A 26245-nucleotide genomic window follows, 5' to 3' on the forward strand; every position below is an offset into this window, starting at 1 on the left:
TCTAGGCTCGCTCTCGATGCTTGTTTCGGGATGTTTGCTCCGCATTCAACGTCATACCAAGCTTTGCGATGGCGCCAAGCGCCACTTTGTCGGCCGCACCCTCCTTGCCGAGGAGAGCCACCAACTTTAGACATAGTTCGTCGGCTTTCTGGCGCTCTGCAGGATCTAACTCGATCTCTGATGTCACGGGTTCTGGGAAGGACGGGTCGCTCATATAGACGACCATAGTCACCCGACCGTCTGTGCGTCCCTTCAGATGCCCAAAGCCTTCTGCTCGAAGGAATTGTTGGGCAAGTGCCGCCAGTTCGATTTTCGCTGCATCAATATCTCGGTCAACCCAATCCCGCGGTGGCTTGTTGGCCGCGAGGCTGGCGAGACCCTCTATGTCATCTACGTCGCCTTGGTAAGTCGAAAGCCGCGTCGCAAGTGCGTCAAGCCGGAAATTACCCGACAGCCCCCTGACGTTTTCGGCGCGCGTGTGTAGCAGTCCGTAATCTGACGCCGCTGTGCCCTTGAAACGGAGTTCGGTCATCAACGTCATGGCCAGATCAGTGAGCATCTTGGGGTAGGCGCCCTCCAGTTCTCTGAGCCCCGCTTCCACGGCGCTAGCCAACAGCGCTCCTTGATCATTGCAGCCTTCACCCATCGCCCCTGGGAGATCCTCGAACAGGAGTTGGTTCGGATCGTGCGACTTGTGACCTAGGTTTCGCAACGCCGTGGCCGATTTCGACAAGGTCGCCGTCCGTGTGGTCCAAGCGGGCAGCACCCGAATGTTCTTTACTAGTGCCTTGGCCACATCGAGCGCCGAAGGAGCAACACTGACTTCCTCCGTGGTCAGCCGCCGAGCCAACTCTGAAATGAAATTCGCATCGAGATCGGAGAGTTCAACAAGACGGACCCTCACTGCGCTTGGATCTTGGAGAATTCGATCGACGAGAAAGCTGTCGAGCTGGGGGCGGAAAACGCCTTCGAGATAGATCGCCGCTCGCTCAACCTTTGTGAGCAAAAACGCTACGCCAAGGATGCTGAGGAGGCCGTCTCGCACACCAAATGGTGGGGCTCGCCACAGCGTAAACAGCTCGGAGAGCGAAGAGCCTACTTCCGACTTCTTGAGCAAGTTTTCACCCGCAGTCCAGAGAGCGCTCAATCGGTGCCAATCGCCCTCGGCCGGAGCCCGAAAGCGAACAGCGCCCTCGTCATCGGCCGTGTACAGTCCGGTCGCTTCAAGCAGACTAGAGTACAAACCTGCCTCCGGCGGATACCCTTCCATGGAGAGACGAGATTTGCCGTTCTGCTCAACCATGGCCTTCAATAACGCCCGCGTAGCCGCGGCAGCGTTTGACGATGGTCGGGTACGATTGACGAGTTCGTTTCTAAGGTGAGGTGTTTTTGGATAGCGCCAGTCCGCTAGGCGTGACGCCAATATACTGAGCGCTGCCGGGCCAGTGAGGTGCGAGTGTGTGCTGACATCGGCTCCGGCAGGAAGACGCCAATCGACCACATCAATCGCTTCACCAAGCCGATCTTCGAGATCGGCTGACAAGCGCGAGATTCGAGCATCGATCTCACGTCTCGCAATCGCGTCCCCTTCCAGCTCAGACCGAGTAGCTCGAACATACTCTAGGGCTGTAAGCTCGCTCGCCATCTCCCGAAGTCGAAAGCTATCACGGGTCCATCCGACTACAATTAGGCGATCCCCAGCCCAGCCCGCCGCAGTCTTGATGATTTTGCGGGCCTCTGACTGAGGCTCGCCATTAGCGCCTACGAGTAGTAGGAATAACCCGGCGGCTCCAGCGGCCGGGCGGTACGCTCGGACCCGCTCTTCCGCCTCATGGAGCGGGGCGAGATCAATTTCGAACCACCTTAACGCGCCCGTAGTCTCATAGTGACGCTTCGCCAAGATCGGTTGCAGCGCGGCTTGCCTAGCCAGTTGTCGATAATCGATTGAGACCCCGGCCTTCCTTGCACTGTCGACGGCCTGCTCAATGTCAAAGTCGCTTCCGGCGTAGATCGCGAAGGTGCCGGCGTGTTTGCGAAACACGACGACCGACCAGGTCGCGAGGTCCTCAAGCAGGGCCTCGAAGTTGGCGTGGTTATTGGTGGCGCAGGAGGCGATAACCTCAGGCGTGGGTTGGAGGCCTGAGCGATCCTTAAAGAGGTCAAGGAGCGCAATCGCCTTCAAGATTCGTAGATGATACGCTGTTGCACCTCGAGTTTCACATCGATCAACGGCATCGACCGCCGTCGACCACCGGTGTCCATCGGGCGACGCTAGAATCGCGGGCTCCAAATTTGAGCGCAGATAGTCCCAGAGCTGTTCCGGAGAAAAACACGACCCGTTCATAGGCGTTGCCGTGAGAAATTCTTGGAAGCCGAAAGGTTCAGCCGAGGTAAGAAAGCCAAAGATGCTACGCTGGCTTTGACCAAATCGCCGCCTAGAGATTGGCCCTAGAAGGGCCGCAACAACTGGATGCAGTGGCCAACAAGCGGCAAGCCGCTGTTCCAAAGATTCAGTGGGGCCGCTCCGCGCACCACGCATTGCTTTGGCCACAACCAATGCCGCCGGATCTCCACCGCGCGGCTTATCCGCAGATTCAATCGCTCGTGATATCAATTCGATCTGCTCTTCGCCAGCGAGGCTAATGGAGATATCAAGGAAGCGCCCGTGAACCTTCAACCATTCATCGCGCGCCTCTCGCGACATCCGATGTGCATATTCGTCAAAGGCCTGGTGCAAGATGCCGATTACGATGAGGCGGCCACGAGACCGGGCCGCCACTTCGGCGAGGTCCTGAAAGACGTGTATATCACCGCCGTCTATGGCGGAGTGTTCAAGGAACTTTCCCATTTCATCGATGAGAAGCACTATGCCCCCCGACGAAACCTCCGTGGCCGCCCGACCAACCCATGCTGCGAAACTTTCTTTGGCCTTTTGTTGGGGCAGCTTTTCTCGCAGCGAAGTCTCAATCGCTGACCTCAGCACGGTCGCGGCATCGGCCCGCTGTCCGACCACCGGCACAATTGACCAAGGCTTAGAAGTCGGCCGAAACAGCCTGATCATTTCAGACGCATCGTCTGGATTGGCGTCAGCAAATAACTTGCCGACGCGCTCGGCGGGCCCTGCCAACAAAGAGCCCAGGGCCACGGCCAAGCTAGATTTTCCGCTCCCATATGGGCCGGTCCACGTGAAGGCACTGTGTGCGGTCGCCTCCCGATGGCGGCCCATGATCAACAGGGCGTCGACGGCGGATTGAGAACAAACATACCCTTCCAGTGCGCCCGGATCACCAAGGTCGGTGTCCACCCTAATTGATCGAGTGAAGCGCCGGGCCACGCGCACCGTTTCGCTGAGCATTTTAGTCATGCTGCTGCCGATCTGAAATCCCGCCGGTACATGGCTCGAAGAACAACCCACTCGTCGATGTCATCGAGGTTGTGCGCGTACAGTTGTCGCATTCCGGAAGACTCGTCCCACCTGAGAGCGCCATCTGTTAATGCATCGAGCCGGATTAACCGCTCAGCTACTGCCTCTTCGTCCAACAAGAAGACTTGCCCTGGGGAGCCTCGCTCAAATGTCAGAAAATCCACAGAAAACGAGCGCCGCGACGGATAGTACGTCCGCCAAAAATCGACCAAGGCGAACAAAAACACCTCGTCCGGAAGGGACGACTTGGGTCCGCGACGAAAACGAAACAGCTCGCCAACGCCGGCCTTTTGAACAAGCCCAAGTTCAGCGAGCGGAGACTCAATGCTGTCCTCGGGTGCGCGGCGCGCCCCTCCGGTCAGGGCGAAATAGGTCCGCAAGAGGCAATCGACATCGCGGCGTATGGTGATGCCACTGATGTTTCGGCCTTTGCCGAGCCGGCCTGCATCACCGAGTTCCTCACAACGCCGGCTCAAGCGGCGGCGCATGAGTTCGCGATCAAACGTCGGTTCGTGAAACTCATTGAACGCCCAGTGCCAAGTGGTCGCTCGGCCTGGCTTTCCGGCTAACATCCAATGTAGGAGCCAGAGCGACCCGGGGTGCTCAAGATACGGGTCGAGCGAATCGCCAAAAAGTAGATCGCCTAACGTTCCCGTGGTTATTCGAGCGGCGCGCTCGCCCTGACGGTCTTCCGCAGAAAGCACATTGGTTGCGATCGCCCAATGTCGAATTGAGAGGACCATATTGCGACCGACACCAAAAAGAGCAATTGCCGAATCGTCCGTGAATACACTGCAGATTTGGCTATCGTTACTTAACGATATTCTGACCGCATCATACGCTTTCTTTAGCCAACCATAGCGAAGCGGAAATGTCTCGTGACCTGCAAACTGCAACCGGCTGTCGGAGCTATCGAGAAGGCTTCGGGACATGGCAACTCACTGGACGTTGATACCAGTTGAAATGAACTGCTTTAAGGGGCTATGTCAACCTCCTGGCGAAGCTCACCAGTGGATTGGATCCGATATGGCTCAAAAAGCAGTCTATCTCGACTATCAGGCCTCGACACCACTCGACCCACGAGTGCGAATCGCTATGGACGCAGCCTATGATGCGCCCGGAAACGCGAGTTCTGAAGAGCACGCTTTTGGGTGGGCGGCTTTAAGCAGAGTACAAGCCGCTCGTGGTTTTGTCGCTGAGAGCCTCAATGCCGTCTCTGAAGAGGTGACTTTCACTTCCGGCGCCACTGAGGCGAATAACATAGCGATCTTGGGGGCAGCGATGGCTGCGCCCCCGCGCCGCCGCCGGATCTTGTTGTCCGCTATCGAACATAAGTCGGTGTCTGCCGCCGCCTATGCGGCGGAGCGTTTCGGGTTTCTAGTCGAAGTGGTGCCCGTCACCTATAATGGCCTGACGGATATGCAGGCGCTAGAGGCTATGCTTGACGACGAAGTTGCGATTGTGTCCGTCATGGCAGTAAACAACGAGATCGGGACAATCCAGCCAAGCGCATTGATCGGACGATTGACACGACATGTTGGCGCATTTTTCCATGTCGACGCCACTCAAGCCCTTGCTGCAACTCATGTCGATATGGCGGAGTGGGGCGCCGACGCGCTGAGTCTATCAGCACACAAAATCTATGGACCGGGAGGTATCGGCGCCCTAATCGTCGCTATGGATGCCCCATGGCGACCACAGCCATTGATGTTTGGAGGAGGGCAGGAGCAGGGCTTGAGGCCGGGAACACTACCTGTTCCGCTCTGTGTCGGGTTAGGCGAGGCGTGTCGATTGATCTCAGTTGAAGGGGAGGTCGAGCGCCGGCGTGTAGGTGACCTCCGTGACACGCTGGCTCGACGCTTAAAGGACGTGTTTGCCGAACTGAGAGTGTCATGCGAACAAACTCCGCGACACCCGGGTTGCCTACATATCAGGGTTCCAAAAGTAAGCGCGAGTGACTTGCTTATGCGTCTTCAGCCGCTAGTCGCGGCCTCAACTGGCTCAGCATGCACTTCAGGGATGCTTGGCCCATCGCATGTTGCGCTCGCCATCGGCCTGAGTTCCGCCGATGCCGCAGAATGTCTGCGCTTTTCATTGGGCCGATTCTCTACAGAATCCGATGTTGAAATCGCAGTCTCATGCTTTTCATCGGCGATGAGGAGCCTCTCGGCGCGCGACTTTGATTCGACCGTTTTGGGCTTAGCCGCGGTTTAGTTGCCTTATCGTAGAACACGCTTAATTCGTCCCTAGCCCCACTCGTTACACCTGGGAACTTCCCAATGCCAAAGCTCCTGTGGCTGAGAAGAATTTTTAGCATTTCTTTGCAAAATCTTGACGGTCAGTTGTCTGAATTAGTGATACAATCGAGGGATCCCTCCCCGAAATACCTGGTCACCGGCAAGGTACGCCACCCACAGCCTTTTTCATAGCATCCGGGTCGGCGCTGTTGATGACCTAGTAGTTGATGGCTCTCGCCCCTCGGTGAGCCAGAATGGCGGCAATCCTGTTGGCCGGAGGGCCGTTGCCTTTGGCGTCCACTATTCCAAGTTCCAGAAGTTTCCTGTCGGCAGCCGCCTGCTTTTCCAGACCGGGATGGCCTCGCTGCAGGTACCGGGACTTCAGGTAGAGCACCCTCCCCTCGAACGTCTTCCTGCGGGACCGCGACCGTGCAAGGTCCACCTCGACCGACGACCTGACCGCCGGAAGAGCGCTATCGTGCACGTCACACTCATGCCCACGCACGAGCCCCAGTTCCGGGCCGATCTCGACCACGTCCAGCAGAGAGAACCCTTGGTGCACGATCTCAGCGCACCCTGCCACGATCCTGACCTTGACCGGAAGCTGCTCCAGGTTTTCGGACATGAAGCGAACGATACCGTCCTCGTAGGTCGCAAAGCCCGTCCCTGCCGCGTCGGCGTATGCCGTTTCGAGCACTTGCCTGTCACGGAGAGCCAGCAGCTCTGCCTTAGCTGCATCGACGACGCCGGCGAGGGAGCCGAAGAAGGTACGGATGTCGCGCTGAATCGAGATGGGCAGTGAACCGTATTTCAAGGCGCCGGGGAACAGCGTCAGAGCGAAGTGCACGACAAGGTCCTCGCGCCGGGCATCGCCGGCAACCTTAAGCTGCGCTGGATCGCCTATTTCCCGTGCACAGGCTGCCAACGCGCGGCCGATGGGTATGCCCTTTCCTTCCAGCGCGGCACGCACGGTCGGTTCGACTTCGGCATCCTGCGGGAGCCTTCCTAAATCCAGGGCTGTCCTCCAGATCGCCTCGAGTTCCTCCCTCGCCCTTTCGGCGACAGGCCTAGATTTCGAGCGGAGAAGGAAGCGCGAGGGATCGCGGGAGGGAATGACGAGGTTGGCGTATATCGTCGCCCTCGACCTCTTCCGGAAGCTCACCTGCTGCTCGAGGTCCTTGTCTCTGAACGCGGCCACGATGCCCGGGGCCAGCGCGATCGGACGCTCACCCGTGGCGCGCTGGACCATCTCCGTCAGCTCTTCCTGTGAAAAGTACTTCTGGAAAGTCTGCCTGCGGGAAAGGTAGCCGTCCGCGACCGGGGTGTGGTGCTCGACGCTGTACTTCCCGGCGGTCATCACGGACACCGTCATGCCTCTGGCCGCGAAGCCCCAGGCGGCGCGCAAGGTCTCTTCCCTCTCGTGTGGGTCCTCGATGACGTTGATGACGAAGCCCAGATTGACGATGTCGGCACGCCGCCTCTCGCCGTCGGTCAGGAAATTCGGGTCCCATCCGAAGGCGGAGTAGCCGTTGGCCTGCAGGGTGGCCACGTCGTCCCCGCGTCCGCAGCCGTAATCGAAAAGTTCGTGCCCGGGCTGCAACATCCCGTACCGGATCATGAGCGAGGCAGGCTGGGAGAGCCCGTTCCTCGATATGGCGGTCTTCTCCCTGGCGACGTCCAATGCGGATTCGCCCGCCGCCACCAACCGCGGGCCGTCCACCCGGAGGCCGGCTTCGGCAAGCATGGCCGTCCAATTGGCCCGCGTGCCGATGCGCTTGGTGTCGTTGAACAGTCCGAGGTCCTCGGCCTTGCGCGTAATCGCCGCAAAGGCTGGTATGCGCGGGTCACCGGGAGCGAGTAGCGTCTCTTTGCGGTGAAGGATTGGCGGGTTGTCGCGCCGGGAGTAGTCGATGACGGAAGGGACTCCGTCCGCGTCGAGAGAAAGCGACCGGAGCAAGGCAGGGAACGCGGACTTTGAGAAGTCCTCGTAGAGGAGAAGCGACTGCCGCTCGGGCGAGACCTTGGCGACGTTCCACGGGAAGCCAGAAGCGGCAGCCTCGGCGCGGGCGACCGCCTGCCTCATTTCTTCGGACACGTGCGGCAGCGCGTCCCGATGGACGTACAGGAACCCGCCGACCTGCTTACCCACTGCGCTTCGCCTAGCCAACTGAAGGCATCCTCCGGGCGCCTGCCCTCTTCGTATCCTGCCTTGCCCAATGATATCTCCGCGTAGCGGCGGTCCATTTCAGCCAGCAGATCCTCAAACGTCTCGACAGTCTCTTCCTGGCTTGTAACGATGCTGCTGTCGAGTTGGGCATGTTCGTGAGCCAGGGATAGTCCGTGCCGAACTTCTTGTCGACAAAACGCACCATGACTTTCCGCGCCGAGCGCGCGCATCGGTGAAACGGTGAAGCCATCGGGATCGACGGCCTCGTTCGCCGCAGCGCCACACGGGTTAAGAGCCGGCAGCCCACCTCTCTCGGGCGCACTCCTGCGGTTGTCTACGTGCGTTTCTTCTTTCCAAAATTGGCGAGGCTTTAACAAAAGCCTTGGCATAGGTGGTCTGAAAAAAAGTAACTGGGAATGAACAAGCTCGGATTTGAATTTCCCTCTCCCACCATCATTGTTGACATGCATTGGAGATCACATAATCGACCCTGGAGACATTTCACCGGACTGTTCGACAACCGCTTGCACTGATCTTGAACTGTTTCACTACCGTGCTGCAACCCGTTCGAGCCAAACATTAGGTTTTGCCACGCTCACACCTGGATACATTGCTAAGTGGAATTTGTGATGCCATCGATATGGAAGAGCCTGGCAAAACTCGATCACCCATCCGATCCGTTTTGCCACACCGACCGAAAACCCTTGAAATATTCCGATCGGTTTGACATCACGCTGTTGATCGACTTTCTCTTTCCACGTTACGCGGCAAACTCGCTGCGTTCCCGATAACGGTCTCAGTGTGAAATTAGTCTTTCACACTGAAGGTCCCTCCGCCCAGAAATGCTATACAGGAGCGGCAAACGATTCGGTTGGTCCAACGGAACTATGATCTGATTCGCAGCGAACGACTGGGTGCGGGCCGCAAGCGGACAGGCAGCTTCTGGCCTCCGAATCACGACAGAGGACATTGAGCAAATTCGAAGTTCTGAATGCTCGATTTCCACGCTCCGGGAGTGGCAGCACACGCAGCCAAGCATCGTCTTAACGGGATTGGCTTCGGACACTGGCGGTTCCGGGTCCTTGCAAGGATTCCACATCTTACTTCAGCAGCGCCGCTGTCTTGTCGAACGCGCCCGGAAGGCCCTTCAGCGACAGAGCGAAATCTGTCTCCTTGCCGCTGTCCGCGGCCACCTTGACTTTGAGGCTTGTTCCCTCGCGTAGAGCCGCCAGGGTCTCAGTTTATTGGCAGGTTATCTAGATCCAATGCTGATGAACCCTAGGCGACGGTACATATTGCAAGACGACTGTCCAATTGAGCCGAGCGGAGATGACGCTCAGGTTTGCGAAGTACTAGACCGTCATTTCGTCCCTTGAGCATGCGGCTGGGAAAGTAACGAAGGACCTCCCCAACAATGGCATTCGGTCCAGCTTTTCGGAACAGACGTATGGAGCCTCGCATGTTCGATCCACACTGATTCTCAACGGAATTGCATGACGACAGCCCCTGTCTCGGCCGCCGAATTAGAAGCCCGACGCCCTGGCATGGGGCTAGGTCAGCCAGGACGCGAATATATACTTCCAAATCGTCGCCGCCCAATGATTTCCATTCCTTTACCCCTCTCGAGGAGATTGCCATGAAGTCCTGCAGCTTCGTCGTTACCATGGTGACCGCCTACGTAGCTCTCATCACACAGCCAGCGAGTCTTCATGCCCAGGAATTGGAGTGCCCGTCCGCAGCCGGCCTCCACGTTTCTGAGGTTGAAGACGAGGTCACGGCCTTCCTGCCTAGAGGGCTGACGCTGGACCAGCCTGCCCAGTTGCAGGCGGCGATCCAGCTTCTCCGCGAGCACGGAATGTCCAGCGACGACACGATAAATTACCTCATCGCGCTCTTCTGCCCCCTCGTGTCGGCCAGTACCGGCAGCCATGCGGAGAAGCTCGAAAGAATGAGACAATTTGCCGGCACTGTTACGCGTCAGGTGTTTGCGGCCGACACCATCCGGGACATCATCTACAATGTACCCCTACCTCCCACGGCGGCGGCTGCCGCGGCAACTCGTGCTGGGGACGTCGGTCTCACCGTCGAACAATGGATCGCGACGACTGTCGAGGACGCGCTCAGGTAGTCGACCACGGTACATGCAGCGTTCTGAGCCGCTCACCGGCAAGAACCTCCCCTTCCTCGAGATTGCGGCTTTGCGCGGCGATCTTCCGCCGTCAGCCTAATACATCAAGCCTATCAGATGGATAAGAAGGAGATCTCAAATGTTCGACACAAAAATAGATTGTTCGCTCGGAGCGCCACCGGAGGAATACGGAGAATGGGGTTGGTTCGCGGCGCTTGGAGTTGGATGTCTGGTAGCCGGTGCAATTTCAAGCCTAAACCTTTTCTCCGCAACGTTAGTGTCTGTTCTCTACATTGCCGCGATGATGCTCGCCGGCGGCGTGATGCAGATTATACACGCCTTCACGACGAGCGGTTGGGGCCGCCGCTCTCTCTACGTCCTGGCCGGGCTGCTCTACGCGGCCGCCGGAGCGATCGCGTTCTACGATCCGCTCCTGACCGCGGTCGACATTTCCTTGGTGCTCGGGATCCTGCTCATCGCCGCTGGCATCGTTCGCATTGTTACCGGCCTGCAGCTCCGCAACCAGGGTGGATGGAGGTGGATCGCCGGCAGCGGCGTCTTTACCATCATCGTTGGCATGTTCATTGTCGCCACTTGGCCCGCAGTCGGTCTCTGGCTGCTCGGGGCAATACTCACAGTCGATCTTCTGTTCCAGGGTGGGGGGTTCATTGGCCTTGGGTTATCCCTGCGTTCACGACAAAAGCATCGCCCCAGCGGCCGATCGATCACCCACTAATCGGCGACCAAAAAGGTCAATAGATCAGCCTTGATCTGATCGTGATCTGCCTGCGTCTGGCAGATCACCGCCTGGGGACGAAGCGTTCGTAACCGCTCGCGGTCTGCGTGTTGCGTACCAGTTTTGACCTGCCCAACTGTCGGGCTGGCCGCGCACGTTTCGACGGCACCGGACCGACAAATATCTGTGCGATCCCATCGACGTCGCTCGGTTCAAGGGCCGGCCATCGCCCATAGTGGCCTGCGTAACCGCCGATTCTGGAGCTTCGGAGACTATGCCCGTCGGCATGGCGTCAAGACTGGCCCAGCATCACTCCTATGCCAAGCGCGCGAATTCTTGCGATGCGCTTCTGTGAGGGCTTCGAGGGCAAAGTTCGACACGCCGCAGTAGGCGCGGGACGCTCTTCGACCAACGGCATCGCCGCCGCGCCGGCGCGGGCGCGTGCTAGGCGAGGCAGCCCGAACGGCAGTGGCCGCACGCCAAACACATTGTTCCGAAGCGGTTCGAACATTCTCGCCGGGCATTCGCAACTAGGGCGAGGTAGCCGATCGCTGCATCGTTTCCGAGCAAATCGATAAGGCGATGCCATCCTCCTGCCGCGCAACAGCCCAATCCAGGTGGCAGCGCGGAATTTGGATCAACGTCGGAAGCCAGTGATGAACGAGATCGATGCGTTCATTTCTGCTCCGTCTGCACCAAATAGCCCTGCTCCGTTCTCCTGGGGTGGAGTTGGTCAGGAAGATTGCGTGACGCAGCCGCTTTCACTTACGTTTTGTCGTCGAGGGCCGGCGTCAGAAAGCGCGGCGCTGCCCTCAAATCGGCCACGGTCAGCCTTGGCAAGCTGAGGTTCGCCGCCAACACGTCGACCGGATTGGCGGCTAGCCAGGCAGAAAGGTCGTTCGCCTCGTAGTGACCGTCATTGAACCCGACCAGAACGCGCAGAATTCCTGATCCCGTGTTGCGGATATAGTGGCCGGAACCCATTGGCGCATAGCCAATATCCCCTGTCTCGAACTGCTCAATAACAACCTGTCCCTCTGCGAGGAACACCGCCATCTCTGCGGCCCCTTCGATGTAGTATTGCCACTCGTCGGCATTGGGATGCCAGTGTAGTTCGCGCATTGCCCCAGGCTCGATCTCCAACAACGAACCGGCCATCGTGGTAGAGATCGGAAACTCGTTAACCGACACAGTTCTTTGCGTTCCGCCGCCCGGCACCCGACGCGGTTGCTGAGCAGAGAGCGGGTAGCGATGGGGTGTCGTCAGTTCCGGAACTGGGCGTGGCTCAGCATCCGGGGACCGGTCATCGGGCGCCGGGCCGCTTGCGAAATAGACCTCTTTGTGCGGTAGCTTGGACAGGGACTCAACGGAAAGGCCCAAATTCTGACGCACGACGTCCGCTGGCGTACACGACAGCCAGTCGGTGATGCTGAAGGTATGGTCTTCCGAGAAATCGCCATTGTCGAAGATGAGAATAAAATGGCATTCGCCGGGTCCGACCCCTTGTATAGAGTGACCCCATCCGCGCGGGAAATACCAGACATCGCCCGGCCCGAACGTATCAGTCGCCGCTTCCCCTCTAGGGTTGAGGATCGTTGTGCGGCAGTTGCCAGAAATCACAAACGCCCATTCGGCGGCATTGGCGTGCCAATGCAGTTCGCGCATTGCGCCGGGGCCGAGGCGCATCGACACGCCGGCGATCCCGATGCTGGCGGGAAACTGGTGCATCGAGGCACCTCGTGTGATGCCGCCGTTCCCTACACGTGGGATGGACTTCTCGAGTTGGTATCGGAACGAAGGCAATGTCATCTGTGATTCCTTTGCTTCAACGAGAGTCAGGCTTGCCGTACTCGGTGCTGACCGTGTGATGCTAAGTGTGGGTTGCCGTTTCACCTATCGGCGCAAAGGATAGCCCTTCCATACATTGGTACGGTCGCCCGCCCTTGTGGGCGGACTCGACTGCCGCTAGGTGGGATTATTCACGATCTACCTTCGCCGTAGCGTGGCGTCGCGTTAACGGAGAAGATCGGGACGAATATGCCAAAAGAAGCAATTGAAGAAACAGTGGAACGAGCGCTAGCATCGCGGGCTGCCATGGCGAGGATGATGGCGGTTGCGGGCCATGATTTGAAGCAACCGCTGCATGTCGCGATCTTGTCCCTCGCCCGCGCGGCTGAAGCTGGTGTGTCGTCCGCCACTGCCGATCGTCTCCGCGTCGCTCTTGACGCAATGAAGCGCCTGGGTAGCGAACTCGATGATCTCGCTCGCTTGTCGCAGAAAGACGAGACGTTGCAACCGCGCCGCCAGAATTTGCTCCTTGCTCCAGTGCTGGAGCGGCTCGAATGGGATTGGCGATTCTACGCTGAAGCTTGCGGCGTCGAGCTTCAGATAACCTCCTGCGACATCATCGTTGAGACCGATTCCGAATTGCTCCACACAATCCTGCGAAATTTGGTCGGCAATGCGATCAAATATAGCGGACCGGGTGGCCATGTCCGACTGATGTGCCGGACCAGGCGCCACAGAGCTTGCATTGACGTGCAGGACGACGGCGCCGGGATTCCCGCCACACGCCTCGCACGAATCTTTGGTGCATTCGAGCGAGGTGACGCCGCGGAGCAGGACGGCATGGGTCTTGGCCTTATGATCGTCCAACAGACTGCGGACCTGCTGCGCCATCGAGTCACAGTGAGGTCAATCCCGAATGTAGGATCGACGTTCTCGGTCGAACTGCCTTTGGCAAATCAGGGCCAGCGCATGTGGAGAGCCCGGCCCGATCCTACCGGCACCCCAAACATGACCCTGCGCCGCAACTTCCATGCTTGGCGCAGATCGAAATAATAGCTCAGCAGCACAGTTCGAGCCGCGGGAGCTCCTCGGCAGAGAGGGGCGCTGCAATCTCATAGGAGGATTGCGTGGCTGAGGGCTTCCTACCGGTCAACGCAGATCTAATAGAAATCTCTAATAGTCCTGAAGCACGGCTTTCAATACATTTTACCAGAAGCCAAACAGGCGCACCGCTGCCACTAAAATGCCCCCGCCCCCCCGAAGCGTTATACTTCTAATTTCACAAAATCTCGGAGTATAACACGCAATATCTGCAATTGAGGGTCAGATCAATGGAAAACACGGTAAAAGAACTTATTAACATCGTGACGTCAGACACAATTATGGCTTCGTCCGTCGACCGCGGCCCCTCTCGCCGTCCTGTGTCTCGGAGCGAGCATGCCGCCAGGGAATCCAGCGTCTCCATAATCGACGCCGACGGTATGGTTCGCCAAGCTCTTCAAGCTCTCCTGAAATCCATCGATCTCCCCTCACAAGCCTTCGGCTCGGTCGGTGATTTTCTTCAGAAAAACAAGTCACCTGACGCCCCGAGTTGCATCGTCCTGGACGTTCGGCTTCCGGGGCTCGGCGGACTTGAGTTTCAAGAACAACTCGCGCGGTCGGGAGTTAAGACTCCGATCGTCTTCCTTACTGCTCATGCGGACATACAGATGACCGTTCGCGCGATGAAATCAGGCGCGGTGGATTTTCTCACCAAGCCGTTCCGGGATCAAGATCTCCTGGACGCCGTTTCCGCTGCTCTCGAACGGGATCGCGCGAGGCGGCGCCAGCAGCAAGCGATTAATGACTTGCGCCGGCGTTTCTCTTGTCTGACCGAACGCGAATTGGATGTGACTTGGCTTGTCGCTGCGGGACTTATGAACAAGCAAATTGCGGCAGAACTCGGTATAAGCGAGTCTACTGCAAAGTTGCATCGGGGCAGCGTCATGCGCAAACTGGATGTGCGCACGGTTCCTGACCTTGTGCGCATAGCCGACATGATGGCTCAGAGCATGGAACCTCGGCTACCGCAGCGATTGTAGTTTAGTCTTCCCTTGCGTGGTTCAAGTTGCTATTGGAGCCCGGCGGTGGACGTGTCACCATTTCCGCCTTGCACCGGGTTATTAATAGGCAAAGTAAAGGTGAAGACCGCGCCTCCGTTTTCCCCTTTCTCAGCCCGGATCTCCCCGTCATGCGCCTCAATGATGGAACGGCAGATCGCCAGTCCGATACCCTTGCCGTTCCTCTTGGTCGAGTAGAACGCCTCGAAGATCATGTATGGGTCTTCCATTCCGGAGCCTTGATCGCGCACTTCCACGGAAATCCGGTTGCCGGCATCATATCGCGAGCCGATTTCAAGGACTCGTTTTTCCGGAGGCACCTGTTCCATGGCATCGATGCCGTTCCGGATCAGGTTGACGAGAACCTGCTGAAGCTGGACGCGATGCCCCATTACCGACGGCAAGCCGCTATCCAAGCCGGTTCTGAGCTGGATTGCGTTCGCCACAAGCTCGTCCTCCATGAGCCGGCAGACCTCCAGGACAAGTTCCTTGATGCTGACCGACGTCCTAGCTTCCGAGTTCGCTTGGAACAGGGCCCGGATCCGACGGATAGTGTCTGCGGCCAGATTTGCATCCCTCACGATCCTGCCCACGTTGGCCATCGCGCGTTTCGTGTTAGGCGGATCGGCCTTCAGCCAGTGCTCGCAAGCCTGTGAGCTTGCCACGATGCTGGCCAGCGGCTGATTGACTTCATGCGCGATGGATGCGGTCAGCTCGGAAAGGCTGGCTGCCTTCGAGGCGCTCGCAAGTTGCTCATGCGCCGACCTCAGTTCCTCCTGCATCCTCGTTTCATCTTCGATATCGGTGATGACCGTATACCACTGCAGCAGCCGGCCATCCCCGTCGCTAAGGGGCTCCGACCGACTGTCGGTCCAGCGGTAGGGCCCATCGTGTCGCTTGAGGCGATAGCGCAACGTAAACGGCTTGCCTGAAGCAAAGGACTCAGCCAGGGCGCGGCGGAACCGTTCCCTGTCGTCTGGATGCACCAACAAGTCTATCGCCTGGCTGAGCTCTAACCCCGCCTGGTTAAAATCCCCGACGCGGATTCCGGTGTAATCGCTGAGCCGCCTGTTGGTGTAAGTTGGAACGCCCGAAGGCGACGCGCACCAGACCATGACAGGCACCGTGTCGACCAGAAGCTGCAGCTGCCTCTCACTCGCCCGCAGAGCTTCCTCGGCCTGCTTGCTCTCGTCGATATCGATGAGGGCGCCGTACCAGCGTGTGATCTTGCCCGTGTCGTCGCGCAGAGCCGCAAGACGACTGTCGACCCAGCGAAACACGCCGTCGTGGCGGCGCAAGCGGTATATCTCCGCAAAGGAGGTGCCCGTCGAGAATGACCGCATCATCGCGTCACTGACCCGAACACGATCGTCGGGGTGCACGGTCAGTTCGAGGGCCTCACGCAGGCGGGTCTTGTTTGGAACCTCCAGGTCTCCAATCACGATGCCGGCAAACGCGGTGACCTGCTTATTTGCGTAGGACGGTTCACCCTCGGGCGTTGCGCACCAGATTAGGGCAGGAATGGCGTCAACGAGTTGTCGAAGCTCTCGCTCACTCTCCCTGAGTGCCTGCTCGACGAGCTTCTGTTCATGTATATCCACAGACGTGCCGTACCAGCCGGTAATGTCCCCTTTGGCACCCCGGGCAGCGCGAGCAACTGCATGAAACCAACGATAGCTGCCGTCATGCCTTTGAATGCGGCAATCGGTCACAAAGTCCTCGCCGCTGGCAAGGCACTCCACCAGCCGGCCAAATGTCTGTTCCACGTCTTCGGGGTGCACAAGCGGAATGGCATTTTTCCAGTCGTCCAAGTCTGTCCGTCGCTTGTTGCCCGTGACATAGTCCTGTACCGCCTGATTTGTGTACGTGTACTCACCCTTGCTGTTCAGAGACCACCCCATGGTCGGCATGTTGTCCACGATGGCCGCCGCAAATCGCATGCGATCATCCGTCTTGGTTGGTAAGAGCATCGCATACCTGATCATGGTGAAAATGACCAAGGCTGCACCTCCAAAGAGTGCGGTTTGCAGTGAAGGAAAGAAGTCACCCTTTGTCGTCAGATGTGCAGGCGGAAAGTGGGCAAGCGCGAAAAGCAGCGTCACGAAGACCGTCGCAATGAAGCCGATAAGCCGAGTACCAAAGGAACAGACCGACACGACGCCCATGATCAGGAGCCACGGCTCACCAGTGACCAGCATCAAAACGATGGCCATAAGCAGGGGGAAGATCGCCAGAACGGGTTCTGAGACATTCCGGAACATCGAGATGTCCCTAAAGTTATGCCAAGGCCAGGACATGTCTGCGCGGCTGAGATGGTCGAAGCTGAACAATGGGCATATGAGAACAATAGTTCGGTTAAGGGCTGACGTCTTTCACTTGGCGTTATCGGCGTTCTCTGCGAGCACTTAAGGAGGGCGGGTCAGGACTGTCAATTGGCAGGGAAAAGCCGAAAATCGCCCCTTGTGGTTCATTGCGTGCCGTTCGGAGCGAGCCGCCGTGGGATTCGATAATTGTCTTGCTGATTGCCAGTCCCATTCCCATTCCATCCGGTTTCGTCGAATAGAAGGCGTCGAAAAGCTTTTCTTCCAAGCCGAATGGCACGCCAGGACCACTATCATGCACCGCGACATAGATCACATGCTTGGATTGGCGTTTGGAGACTAATTTTAGTTCCCGCGGCCGATCGTTGACACTGGCCATGGCGTCTAAGGCATTGAGCATCAAGTTTAGGATGACCTGCTGCAACTGGACGCGATCCGCCAAGACGCGAGGGAGGGCCCTGTGTAGGCTAACCTCAAGCGACACGTCATTCAGCACAAGTTGCTCTCGAACCAGCGCGACTGTGTCGGAGATGATTGCGTTGACGTCCACGAGGTCGTTCTTAGGCGGCATCTTGGTGACAAGGGCACGTGTGCGATCGAGCACTTCGGCTGCCCGATGTCCCTCGCTCATCGCCCGCTCGAGCGCGCGCCGAACTGCGGGAATATTTGGGGGGTCTGCTGACAACCAGTTCAGCCCTGCCGAAGCGCTGGTCACCACACCCACTAAGGGCTGGCGCAGCTCATGAGAGATTGCGGCGGAGAGTTGCCCGACAGTAGCGACCCGACTCGCGTGGGCCAATTCGGATTGAAGGTCATGGTAACGGCGATCGCTTGCACGAGCGGCCTCCTCCGCCTGCTTTCGCGCAGTCAGATCCAGAATGAAGGTGACCCCGCCGTCCAATCCCACGTCGCCAAATGTGGCGGCGCCAAGCAGTACGGGAACCCGTCTTCCATCCTTATGAAAGAACTCCTTCTCCCAGGGGCGCGCTATCCCCGTTGCTTTTACTTCGGCGACAATTCTGGCGTCGTTCTCCCATTCCTCAGGTGGAGACAAATCAGTCCAATAAACTCGCCCCGCGGCAAGATCCTCGCGGTCAAAGCCGAGCATGTTAAGGAACAAGTCATTAGCCTCGAATATCAGGCCATCGAACTTCCACATGAAGACGCCGATAATGTTGGCATCCACCAGACGGCGGATTCTCGCCTCGCGTTCGGCGAGGTCGCGATAAAGGCGTGTATTCTCCAGGGCAACGGCGGCATGGGACGCAATCAGCTTCAGAACAGCTATCTGACTGGGCGTGAATACGTTCGCGGCAAGGTTGTTCTCCAGATATAGCAGCCCGATCAGCTTCCCCTGATTGATCAGCGGCAGCGCCAGAAGAGAGCGCACATGGCGGTCCAGGACATATGCATCGGTGGAAAACGGGCTGGTTGACAGTGCATTCTCCAAGATAACGGTTTCTTTGGTACTGAGGACGTGCTGGACGACTGAATCAGGCAGCGCGGCATTTGTGAGGTCCAGGTTGTCCCGCAACCGCACTACCACGCCATGACCCGTCATCTCGGCTTCGGCCTCGATATAGGTCTCCGCACCTTGGCTCAGCATAAGAACCGCTCTCCCTGCCCCAGCATGTTCGATCGCCATGCGCATCAGCGCGTCGACGAGCTTTTCGAGGACGATCTCCCCCGAGACGGTCTGAGCGACCTTGATCACCGTCGCCAGTTCGAGTTGTTCGACCGGCGCGAACGTCGTGCTGGTCGACAGTGCTAATGGCTGCTCTTCTTGTAGTTGCGGGTACGATGCCTCCATCTGCTTGACTTTGGCGTGGGCTCCCCAGCGCAGATAGCATAGGCGGGCTTCCCGCAAATACATCTGGGAGATTCTTTCGAAGTGCCGCCGGGCATAGAACCGGCCAGCCATTTCATTGGAAACGGCTTCATTGTGCAGGAAGCCGTTTTCCTTCGCAAAGCGGATGCTCTCGTCATAGAGGCGCTGGGCTTGCAGATCCTGTCCGTCTACCCGCGCTATCTCCGCTGCGACGAGGAGATGCTTGTCGGCAAATGTCGGAGAACCTGTTTCATCGGCCCAGGCACGCAACTGGGCGTGCTGCGAAGCCAATTTCGCGCGCATTGCGCCCCGCTGGGCAGCGGGTGTTTCATCGATGAGTGCAGCCATCGAAAGCCCGGCGTAGTAGAAGCAGTCCATCTGCTCGATCTGCATGTTCCGGATCGAAGACTGCGATTGTACCTCGTCCGCAGCGGCCAAGGCAGACTCGTACTCCCCCGCAAGGAAATGAACCATGGTCTTGCGGGTCCAGTACCACCACATGACTACAGAGTTCTGCGAGCGGGCGAGTTCGGCTTCGAAGGCATCCGCGTCGAAGGTCTCGTCGCTGTACTCCGAAAGTCCGCGTGTCCGGCCCCGCAGGCTTGCTACCGCGCGTTCTGTGGCTATCACTAGACCCATTCCAGCCTGAAAGCCGGTTTCTCGGGCAAAATCGAGCGCACGCTTACACTCCTGGTCGACATCCTCAAGCTTCTGGCCGCTGAGAAAGACGTGCAGGACGATCACGGCGGCCTCGAAGCAAGCGTAATAGAGATCGCCGGCTTGAACTCCGCCTCTAAATGCTGCGCGTAGCCAATCAAGTACGACGGGCAGCGGTTCAGTCCATGCGGCGGCAAGTCCTGTCAAATGGTTCACGCGCGCTATATCGACTGATCCGTTTCGCGCTGAGGCAAGATCGCTGGCAAGTCGGGCGATGCGATATCCGTCCTCGTAGCGGCCAAAGGCGGGGCCCATGACGTAGCCCATCAGGACGAGGCCTTGCGCCGACGTGCTTGCAGCCCCTCGGGTCAGGGAAAGATTTACCATTCTGCAGATAATCAGGATGGTCATGTTGAAGCTGGAAAAATATGCCGGCGGCTGCATCTCCGCCAGCAAACGCATGGCCGCGAGCGCGTGTTGATCTGTCATGGGTAGCAGATCGGCGAAGCTCTCTATCTGGTCCCCCTGGAGATTGCTCCAAATCTCATCGTATTCGCGCTGGACGTCTTCCCAAGTAGGGCGTATCGGCAAGTCGAAGCCAAGTATCCTCAGCCCTTCCAATCCATTTTCGACTGCACCGCTGTTGTCCGACTTGACAACACAAAGCTCGACCTTCAGCTGATAAACCGCCGCTTTCTCCACATCGGCAGTCTCATGCGTCAGCAAGGCAGAGATCATCTGCTCGGCCTGCTCGAGGTCGCCGGTAAGGAAGGTGCATTCGGCGTGCTCCATCGCCAAGGCGAATGCAAGTTCGCCATGTGTCGTCCAGCCGAACTCGGCGAGTTGTGATCGTCCCCGTGCCAGGTAGCCGCACGCCGCCGAATAGGCAGCGGACGCCTTGGCTTTTCGTCCAGCGCGCAAGTATAGGGTTGCGACCCTCACGCGCTCCGCAGGTGCAATGCTTCCGATTTCGATGCGGTCGAACTGACTCACGATGTGGAAGACATCGGCGTCGATCTCGGTTTCATTGAGCGTCGCCAGCAGCCGCGATCCAATCAGCTGGTGGGTGACGGCCTTCTGCGGTTCGGGAAGGGAGGCATAGGCTGCTTCATGGATGCGATCGTGCGCAAATGCGTAGCCATCGTCCACTTGGAAGAGTAGACCGGCCACAAGCGCGTCGTGGAGAAGCATGTGTGCCTTCTCGGCAGATGCTTCGACAATCCGCTGGAACGTCAGTGCCTTCACAGCGGCGCCCATGCAAGCCATTTGCCTTAACGCCTCTTGCGAGGGCTCCGGAAGGCGGCGCAGGCGCTCAATCATGAGATCCACAATGTTGTCACTCACATGCCTCGCACCGACCTGATCGATATCCCAGCTCCAGCCCGAAAAGTCCGGATCGTAAACGAGCAGGTTCTCGTCGACGAGGCTCGCTACGAATTGCGTGGTAAAGAAGGGGTTGCCGCCAGCCTTCGCAAATACGATATCGGCTAGCGGAGCCACTCTCTGAGGATGATCGTCGAGCGCATCGGCGATCATGTGGACAATGTCCTCGGGCCGGATTCCGCCCAACTGGATTTCCTGTACCGGCGCTCCTGACGTTCGGATGGAGTGTAGGCGTCCTGTCAAAGGGTGATCTGGAGCAACTTCATTGTCCCTGTATGCACCCACTAGGAGAAGGCTTGCCGTTTCCGTCTGAGTCACCAAACTCTCGACGATGTCTACGGTCGCGGAATCCAGCCATTGCAGATCATCAAGGAACAAGACGAGGGGGTGCTGGGGGCGTGCGAACACGCCGATGAACTGTCGAACCACAAGACGTAGCCGGCTCTGCGCCTCAGGTCCGGAAAGATCCGGCACCTTGGGCTGTTCGCCGATGATCATCTCCAATTCTGGAATGAGATTGACCATCAATTGGCCATTCGGCCCGAGGGCGGTGGCGAGCTCATCTCGCCATAGCGCCACTTCGGCCTCGTGTTTGCTCAGCAGTTGTGCAACCAAGCCTTGAAAAGCCTGCGCCAGCGTCGCGTATGGAATTCCACGCTTGTATTGGTCGAACTTGCCAGACGCGAAGAGTCCGTGCCGGGATACAAGCGACCTGTGCAATTCGTTGACGACCGACGATTTGCCGATCCCAGAATAGCCGGAAACAAGAACGAGTTGGGGAAACCCATTCGCCACGACCAGATCGAACGCAGAGATCAACGATTTGATCTCGTCCTCCCGCCCGTACAGCTTTTCACGGAAGATTAGCTTGGTTGGCGCGTCGCGCGTGCCAAGTTCAAACGGCCGAACGGCTTCGTGCGTCTCCCATTCCTCAAGACAGCGCTGCAAATCCGCGCTCAGGCCAGCAGCCGTCTTGTAGCGGTCTTCCGCGGCCTTCGCCAGCAGCTTCATGACAATGTCTGAAACAGGCTCCGGAATTCCGTTCAACCTCTTTGAAGGAGGTATCGGTTGACGTGCCACATGACAATGGATCCACTCCATTGGGTCGGTAGCAACGAATGGCAGGGCGCCGGTGATCAGCTCGTAGAGCGTGACGCCAAGGGAGTAGAGATCGCTGCGAGCGTCGATCGAACGGTTCATGCGTCCGGTCTGCTCCGGAGCCATATAGGCGAATGTACCAGCGATCACCTCGGGAGGCACGGGAGTCTGTCGCTCGCGGGGAAGCCGCGAAGCAATGCCAAAGCCAGTCAACCACGCACGATCGCCAGAGCCGCTAATAAGAAAATTGTTGGGCTTTATATCCTTGTGGATCAGCCCAGCTTCATGCATCTGCCCCGTCGCTTCGGACATTGCCATGGACAATATCAAGAAGCGCCGGATCGGGATCGGTGACCCGGTCTGCCGCGTAAGCGGCTCGCCTCCGGGGTCCTCCAGCAGAAGCTCGGTAACGCCTCCTTGCTGCAAAAGCGCCGTCGGGCGCGCTGCCCAGGTACGCTCGATGTAGGGTTTCAAGCTGTGTTCATTAACGAGGCGGGCTGTGAGGCCCGGCCGCGGCTGGCTCAATTTAGGCCGAACAACGAGCGCCGTTTTCTCGATGTTCCCATCTCGGCGCCGCGCCCTCAGGAGCATACGCTCGTCATCTTCGGCGAGAACTCTTAGATCAGCATTCGTAAGATCTGCGAGCCTACGCCGGTACGTCATAGGGCTCTATCCGAGCTCGTTGCGTAACGTTGCGGCTGCCAATGATCACCGGCCAAAAGGGCGGCGACTGTCTTTGAACAATTGCGCTGTCGCAATGGCTTTCTCAGTCGCATTTTCATCCTCGTCACGACCAGAAGGACGATGGGACCGACTAACGGCCTTGGTCCGGTCAACGGAAAACTCTTTATGCAAGTCCTCATCTTCGAGAAGGGTCTAGGAATGTTGTCCTCGTCAATCGCGAAATAAGAGAGCGTCGGATACTGCATCAAGCAATGCTCTGGTATCAAACGGCTTCTGAAAAACTCTGGAAACAGGAGCTTCGATTACTCTTCTTTGCGTCGCCAGTTCCTCCCTGCCTGTGATAAAGATGACAGGAAGACTGGGAAGTCGAGCGTTCGCCCTCCGTTGCAATTCAATCCCATCCACCACCGGCATGCCGATGTCGGTGATCAGGCAGTCCACCTCCGACAAGCGATCATCCTGGAGAAGAGACAACGCAGTGTCATAGGAACGGACCTTATGCCCGGCTGACTCCAGGAGATCTCCCAGAGACTCAAGTAGATACGGATCATCGTCCACGATCGCGACGACCCACTGACGGGAATTCACTTCACAAAGCTCCTGCATGCCGGGAATGAGTTATCGGGATATCAAGCGTGGCGGCAATCCGCACCAGATCGGCAAGTGAGGCTGCCCGCATCTTCTGCATGACCTTGGCTCGATGAATTTGGAACGTGACCTCGCGTATCCCGAGCTCTGCTGCCGCCTGCTTGTTCATAAGCCCGCTAATCACGAGCGGGAACACCTCTCGCTCGCGAGGTGTAAGCTCGGCAAAGCGGCGTCGGAGTACACCCAACTCGTCCTGTTTCGTACGACGCTCCCGATCTCGCTCAATCCCAACCTTGATAGCGGTCAGCAGATCCGACTCGTGGAAGGGTTTAGTGAGGAAATCAACGGCACCTCGCTTCATCGCCCTGACCGTCGAGGGGATGTCCCCATGGCCCGTAATAAAAACAACCGGTGGATGATCGCCGCTGGCGATCTGGTCATAGAATTCAAGCCCGTTTACGCCCGGAAGCTCGATATCAAGCACAATACAGCTGGGCAAGTCGGGCCGTGGGTATGCGAGGTACTCGCTTACCGACCCCACTGCGATGCACCGAATGCCCGCCGATGCCAGGAAGTCACTGATCGACTCCTGGACCCGAGCATCGTCGTCTACGAGAAAGATGACGTGATCGGAACCTTCCACCCGGAGTTCTCCGCTCCCTGCCCTCAACTAGCGGTAAGAACCCCGCTCGTTCGACAGTCTAGCAGACAACGAGAGCATGCGATGTAATGGATAACAATGATTGTAGGATCTTTATCGGAGTGTCTCGCTGCGGAAAATGGTGATCGAATCACCTCGGCAGGTCAGTTCGATATTGCTGCCCGTAATCAGCTGAGATGCTGACCGACGGCAGGTCGTTGCCTTTTGACATGGCGAGACAGTATCTCTGCGGCACATCGCGAGCGCAATCGTCAAGTTGGTGCCCGTTACGCACTATCGCGATGATCGTGGCATTGTCTCTCGCGAGACATTCGACATTTGGACGGTCGGTGCGGCATGGGTGCGACCGGGGTGGCTTGCGACGGCCGCACATGCAGCCGCATGATCAGCCGTGGTGAGAGTCATCGCGAGGAAACGGCCACGCAATTCATGTTTCGACATATTGATCGGCGCCGTCGCTGGAGCGACCGCTGCGTGGCCTGCCGGCCTCAAAGGGGCTGACGGGGAGCGGCCGAAGCCGGCGAGTGGCCAGTGATCGGTCGAACTACATGAGGCTACTAACCGCCAGCGATCATCCAGAAACCGGCCAAGGCGGTAAGGCCGCCAGCCATTTGGGCGATCCGACGTTGCGTTCCGTCAATCGCAGGTCGCGATAACCCAACACCTATCCTCAGGCCGACGGCATGGAGAAGAGCAGTCGCGATGACAAATCCTATCAGGAACGGAAACACCCCCGCTTCACCAAGTTCGCCACCATGTGCGTATCCATGGAAAAATGCGAAGAAGCTCACCAATAGCATTCCCACCGATGTTGGAGCTTGAAGTGCCACGAAACCGAGCAGACCGAGAATGACGACTGACACGGTAACGACGGCTTCTTCGAACGGAAGGCCGACCCCGAGCAGGGATACAACGAAGCCGACTATCATGGTTGCGACAAACGCTGACGGGACGAGCCATTTGGCGCTCCCGCCCAGCAGAGCAGCCCACAAACCCACGGCCACCATTGCCAGGATGTGATCGAGGCCAAAGAAAGGATGAGACAAGCCTGCGAGAAAGGAGCCGTGCTCCCCGGGGTTGAGGTGCGCAAACGCGGGGACGACGTTAAACATCAGGATCACGGTCACGACAGAAAGTAGCTTCAACATATCCGTCTTTCCTTTCTTGGCTCAGTCTGAAATTCTATTGGCATCAGCAATTAAATGCGTCTGGGAGCGCTCAGGCGTTGAGCGGAGGTAAATAGGGAAAGATGGTCGACGGTTTCGAAGTTACAGACTCCTTGCCGATGCCAAGGCGGACTGGCGCGTTGGCCGCGATGCTGAACATCACGTCGGCAACGTTATCCGTAAGAGAGCGGCCGTTCCATTCTCCAAACCCGAATGTCGCCTGCGTGCCCACCTCATAGGGTAGGATGTTTGGGAAGAAACGATGGGCGACCGCCAAACCGTAGCCCGAAGGGTCTTCCGAGGTTCCGTTGGCGGCCACGACCGCCGCGATGGCCTGGGCGGTCCGTAGACCGTAAGTTGCGAAATCGTCGGTCGGCCGTCCGGTGTTCAGCACATTGCCCAGATCCTCGTCGAATTGCGTGAACAGCGGGTGGATCATCGGCAGTCCTATGCGGTTGATCGGGCGCCAACCGCCCGCGTCGGTCGCTAAGGTCGCGACAGCCCACACTCCGAGGCGCTTGCTAGCGGCCCCGATGAGCAGTTCGGCGTCGGGAACTTCGAGCACGATCGAGTAGACAGTGTGGCCGGCAAACAGATTTCGGGCCCTTGCCGGATCCCACTCGGCAAGGTTGGTGGCTGTGCCGTCCTGGAATGCATGGCCCATCGCGTGAAGGAGGTCAGGATCGATCCAAAACGGGTCCCCGGCCTGTCCTGCCCAGAGGCGAAGGCCATTCGCCGATGTCGCGCCTCGGTTGGTGACCCCATCGATGATCGCCACTCCAGGCGCGTTCGGATCGCCTGCATCCTTCCCGTCTATCCGGTGCAACAAAAAGCGTTGACTGCCATCCGCGTCCGCAGCATCGAACGTTACGCGAAAGGTGATCTCCTCGACCGCATCGCCGTTGAGATCGATCTTGAACTCGTACATTCCCTCCGGATGAAACCCAGGCACCGGAAGTTTACCAAAAATCGAGTGGCAGACATTAATCGCGAATACCGTGCCTGTCGTCCCACGAAAGGCATACAGGTCAGTAATGTCGAGGCGGATGTCCTGGCGTGCAATCGGGGAATCAAGATGGTGGGACATAACGATCTCCAAATGAGTTCTGCCGGCCGGGCCAGGCAAGTTGACCTAGGGTTCAACAGTTCGCGCCCGGCTGATATTTCCAGCATGTCGCGCTCGCTCGGCGCAGTTTCCCCGGTCTCGGCTATCCCCCCTGCCCTCACCGACAAAGGCAGCGGCCTGGAGAAGGCGCACACGGCACGTCTTCTCCAGGTTG

At 58.2% G+C, this 26245-nt stretch carries 15 protein-coding genes; 5 read left to right on the plus strand and 10 right to left on the minus strand.

Annotation, left to right across the window (positions count from 1 at the left end):
* Position 1: 1 nt before the first annotated feature.
* On the minus strand, positions 2-3355 hold the full coding sequence (locus LB558_RS16010; protein ID WP_224698433.1) for an ATP-binding protein: 3354 nt from the start codon (positions 3353-3355) through the stop codon (positions 2-4).
* A gap of 5 nt (positions 3356-3360) precedes the next feature.
* Positions 3361-4356, minus strand: coding sequence for a DUF4007 family protein (locus LB558_RS16015; protein ID WP_224698434.1), 996 nt, complete (start codon positions 4354-4356; stop codon positions 3361-3363).
* A 94-nt stretch (positions 4357-4450) separates the two neighbouring features.
* On the opposite strand from LB558_RS16015, the gene LB558_RS16020 reads away from it, so the two are divergent.
* On the plus strand, positions 4451-5638 hold the full coding sequence (locus tag LB558_RS16020; protein ID WP_224698435.1) for a cysteine desulfurase family protein: 1188 nt from the start codon (positions 4451-4453) through the stop codon (positions 5636-5638).
* 240 nt (positions 5639-5878) lie between these two features.
* On the opposite strand, the gene LB558_RS16025 is transcribed toward LB558_RS16020, so the two are convergent.
* The gene (locus tag LB558_RS16025; protein WP_224698436.1) at positions 5879-7810 is read right to left on the minus strand and encodes a DNA phosphorothioation-associated putative methyltransferase; all 1932 of its coding nucleotides are present in this window, start codon (positions 7808-7810) and stop codon (positions 5879-5881) included.
* Between the two features lie 1654 nt (positions 7811-9464).
* Between LB558_RS16025 and LB558_RS16030 the strand changes: the two genes are divergently transcribed.
* A complete protein-coding gene (locus tag LB558_RS16030; protein ID WP_224698437.1) occupies positions 9465-9956 on the plus strand; it encodes a hypothetical protein in 492 nt (163 codons plus the stop codon).
* 139 nt (positions 9957-10095) lie between these two features.
* Positions 10096-10692 carry an HdeD family acid-resistance protein gene (locus LB558_RS16035; RefSeq protein ID WP_224698438.1) on the plus strand — a complete coding sequence of 199 codons (597 nt, stop codon included), beginning with the start codon at positions 10096-10098 and terminating at the stop codon, positions 10690-10692.
* A 765-nt stretch (positions 10693-11457) separates the two neighbouring features.
* Here LB558_RS16035 and LB558_RS16040 read toward each other — a convergent pair.
* Positions 11458-12501: a cupin domain-containing protein gene (locus LB558_RS16040; protein WP_224698439.1), complete on the minus strand. Its 1044-nt coding sequence runs from the start codon at positions 12499-12501 to the stop codon at positions 11458-11460.
* Between the two features lie 420 nt (positions 12502-12921).
* Between LB558_RS16040 and LB558_RS16045 the strand changes: the two genes are divergently transcribed.
* Both LB558_RS16045 and LB558_RS16050 read left to right on the plus strand, forming a co-directional pair.
* Complete coding sequence (locus LB558_RS16045; protein ID WP_224698632.1) at positions 12922-13533, plus strand: sensor histidine kinase; 612 nt, start codon at positions 12922-12924, stop codon at positions 13531-13533.
* A 329-nt stretch (positions 13534-13862) separates the two neighbouring features.
* Positions 13863-14561 (plus strand): response regulator transcription factor, encoded by a 699-nt coding sequence (locus tag LB558_RS16050; protein ID WP_412033475.1) that lies wholly within the window; start codon positions 13863-13865, stop codon positions 14559-14561.
* Positions 14562-14590: 29 nt separating this feature from the next.
* Here the strand turns inward: LB558_RS16050 and LB558_RS16055 are convergent, their stop codons facing one another.
* From LB558_RS16055 to LB558_RS16080, 6 genes are all read right to left on the minus strand, one after another.
* Positions 14591-16840, minus strand: coding sequence for a PAS domain-containing protein (locus LB558_RS16055; protein WP_224698441.1), 2250 nt, complete (start codon positions 16838-16840; stop codon positions 14591-14593).
* Between the two features lie 121 nt (positions 16841-16961).
* Positions 16962-22340 (minus strand): ATP-binding sensor histidine kinase, encoded by a 5379-nt coding sequence (locus LB558_RS16060; RefSeq protein WP_224698442.1) that lies wholly within the window; start codon positions 22338-22340, stop codon positions 16962-16964.
* Positions 22341-22760: 420 nt separating this feature from the next.
* Positions 22761-23138: a response regulator transcription factor gene (locus LB558_RS16065; protein ID WP_224698443.1), complete on the minus strand. Its 378-nt coding sequence runs from the start codon at positions 23136-23138 to the stop codon at positions 22761-22763.
* 1 nt (position 23139) lies between these two features.
* Positions 23140-23781 (minus strand): response regulator transcription factor, encoded by a 642-nt coding sequence (locus tag LB558_RS16070; protein WP_224698444.1) that lies wholly within the window; start codon positions 23779-23781, stop codon positions 23140-23142.
* Positions 23782-24356: 575 nt separating this feature from the next.
* Positions 24357-24947: a HupE/UreJ family protein gene (locus LB558_RS16075; RefSeq protein WP_224698445.1), complete on the minus strand. Its 591-nt coding sequence runs from the start codon at positions 24945-24947 to the stop codon at positions 24357-24359.
* Positions 24948-25017: 70 nt separating this feature from the next.
* Complete coding sequence (locus tag LB558_RS16080; protein WP_224698446.1) at positions 25018-26052, minus strand: DUF4331 family protein; 1035 nt, start codon at positions 26050-26052, stop codon at positions 25018-25020.
* Between the last annotated feature and the right edge of the window lie 193 nt (positions 26053-26245).

Origin of the sequence: Mesorhizobium sp. CO1-1-8 (assembly GCF_020164875.1) — a bacterium.
GTDB lineage: Bacteria > Pseudomonadota > Alphaproteobacteria > Rhizobiales > Rhizobiaceae > Mesorhizobium.

Excerpts from the sequence above, each read along its gene's own strand:
- LB558_RS16050 (WP_412033475.1), top strand. The coding sequence starts at position 13,863 with ATGGCTTCGTCCGTCGACCGCGGCCCCTCTCGCCGTCCTGTGTCTCGG.
- LB558_RS16045 (WP_224698632.1), top strand. The coding sequence starts at position 12,922 with ATGAAGCGCCTGGGTAGCGAACTCGATGATCTCGCTCGCTTGTCGCAG.
- LB558_RS16040 (WP_224698439.1), bottom strand. The coding sequence starts at position 12,501 with ATGACATTGCCTTCGTTCCGATACCAACTCGAGAAGTCCATCCCACGT.
- LB558_RS16015 (WP_224698434.1), bottom strand. The coding sequence starts at position 4,356 with ATGTCCCGAAGCCTTCTCGATAGCTCCGACAGCCGGTTGCAGTTTGCA.
- LB558_RS16030 (WP_224698437.1), top strand. The coding sequence starts at position 9,465 with ATGAAGTCCTGCAGCTTCGTCGTTACCATGGTGACCGCCTACGTAGCT.
- LB558_RS16075 (WP_224698445.1), bottom strand. The coding sequence starts at position 24,947 with ATGTTGAAGCTACTTTCTGTCGTGACCGTGATCCTGATGTTTAACGTC.
- LB558_RS16010 (WP_224698433.1), bottom strand. The coding sequence starts at position 3,355 with ATGCTCAGCGAAACGGTGCGCGTGGCCCGGCGCTTCACTCGATCAATT.
- LB558_RS16080 (WP_224698446.1), bottom strand. The coding sequence starts at position 26,052 with ATGTCCCACCATCTTGATTCCCCGATTGCACGCCAGGACATCCGCCTC.
- LB558_RS16020 (WP_224698435.1), top strand. The coding sequence starts at position 4,451 with ATGGCTCAAAAAGCAGTCTATCTCGACTATCAGGCCTCGACACCACTC.
- LB558_RS16055 (WP_224698441.1), bottom strand. The coding sequence starts at position 16,840 with ATGTTCCGGAATGTCTCAGAACCCGTTCTGGCGATCTTCCCCCTGCTT.
- LB558_RS16035 (WP_224698438.1), top strand. The coding sequence starts at position 10,096 with ATGTTCGACACAAAAATAGATTGTTCGCTCGGAGCGCCACCGGAGGAA.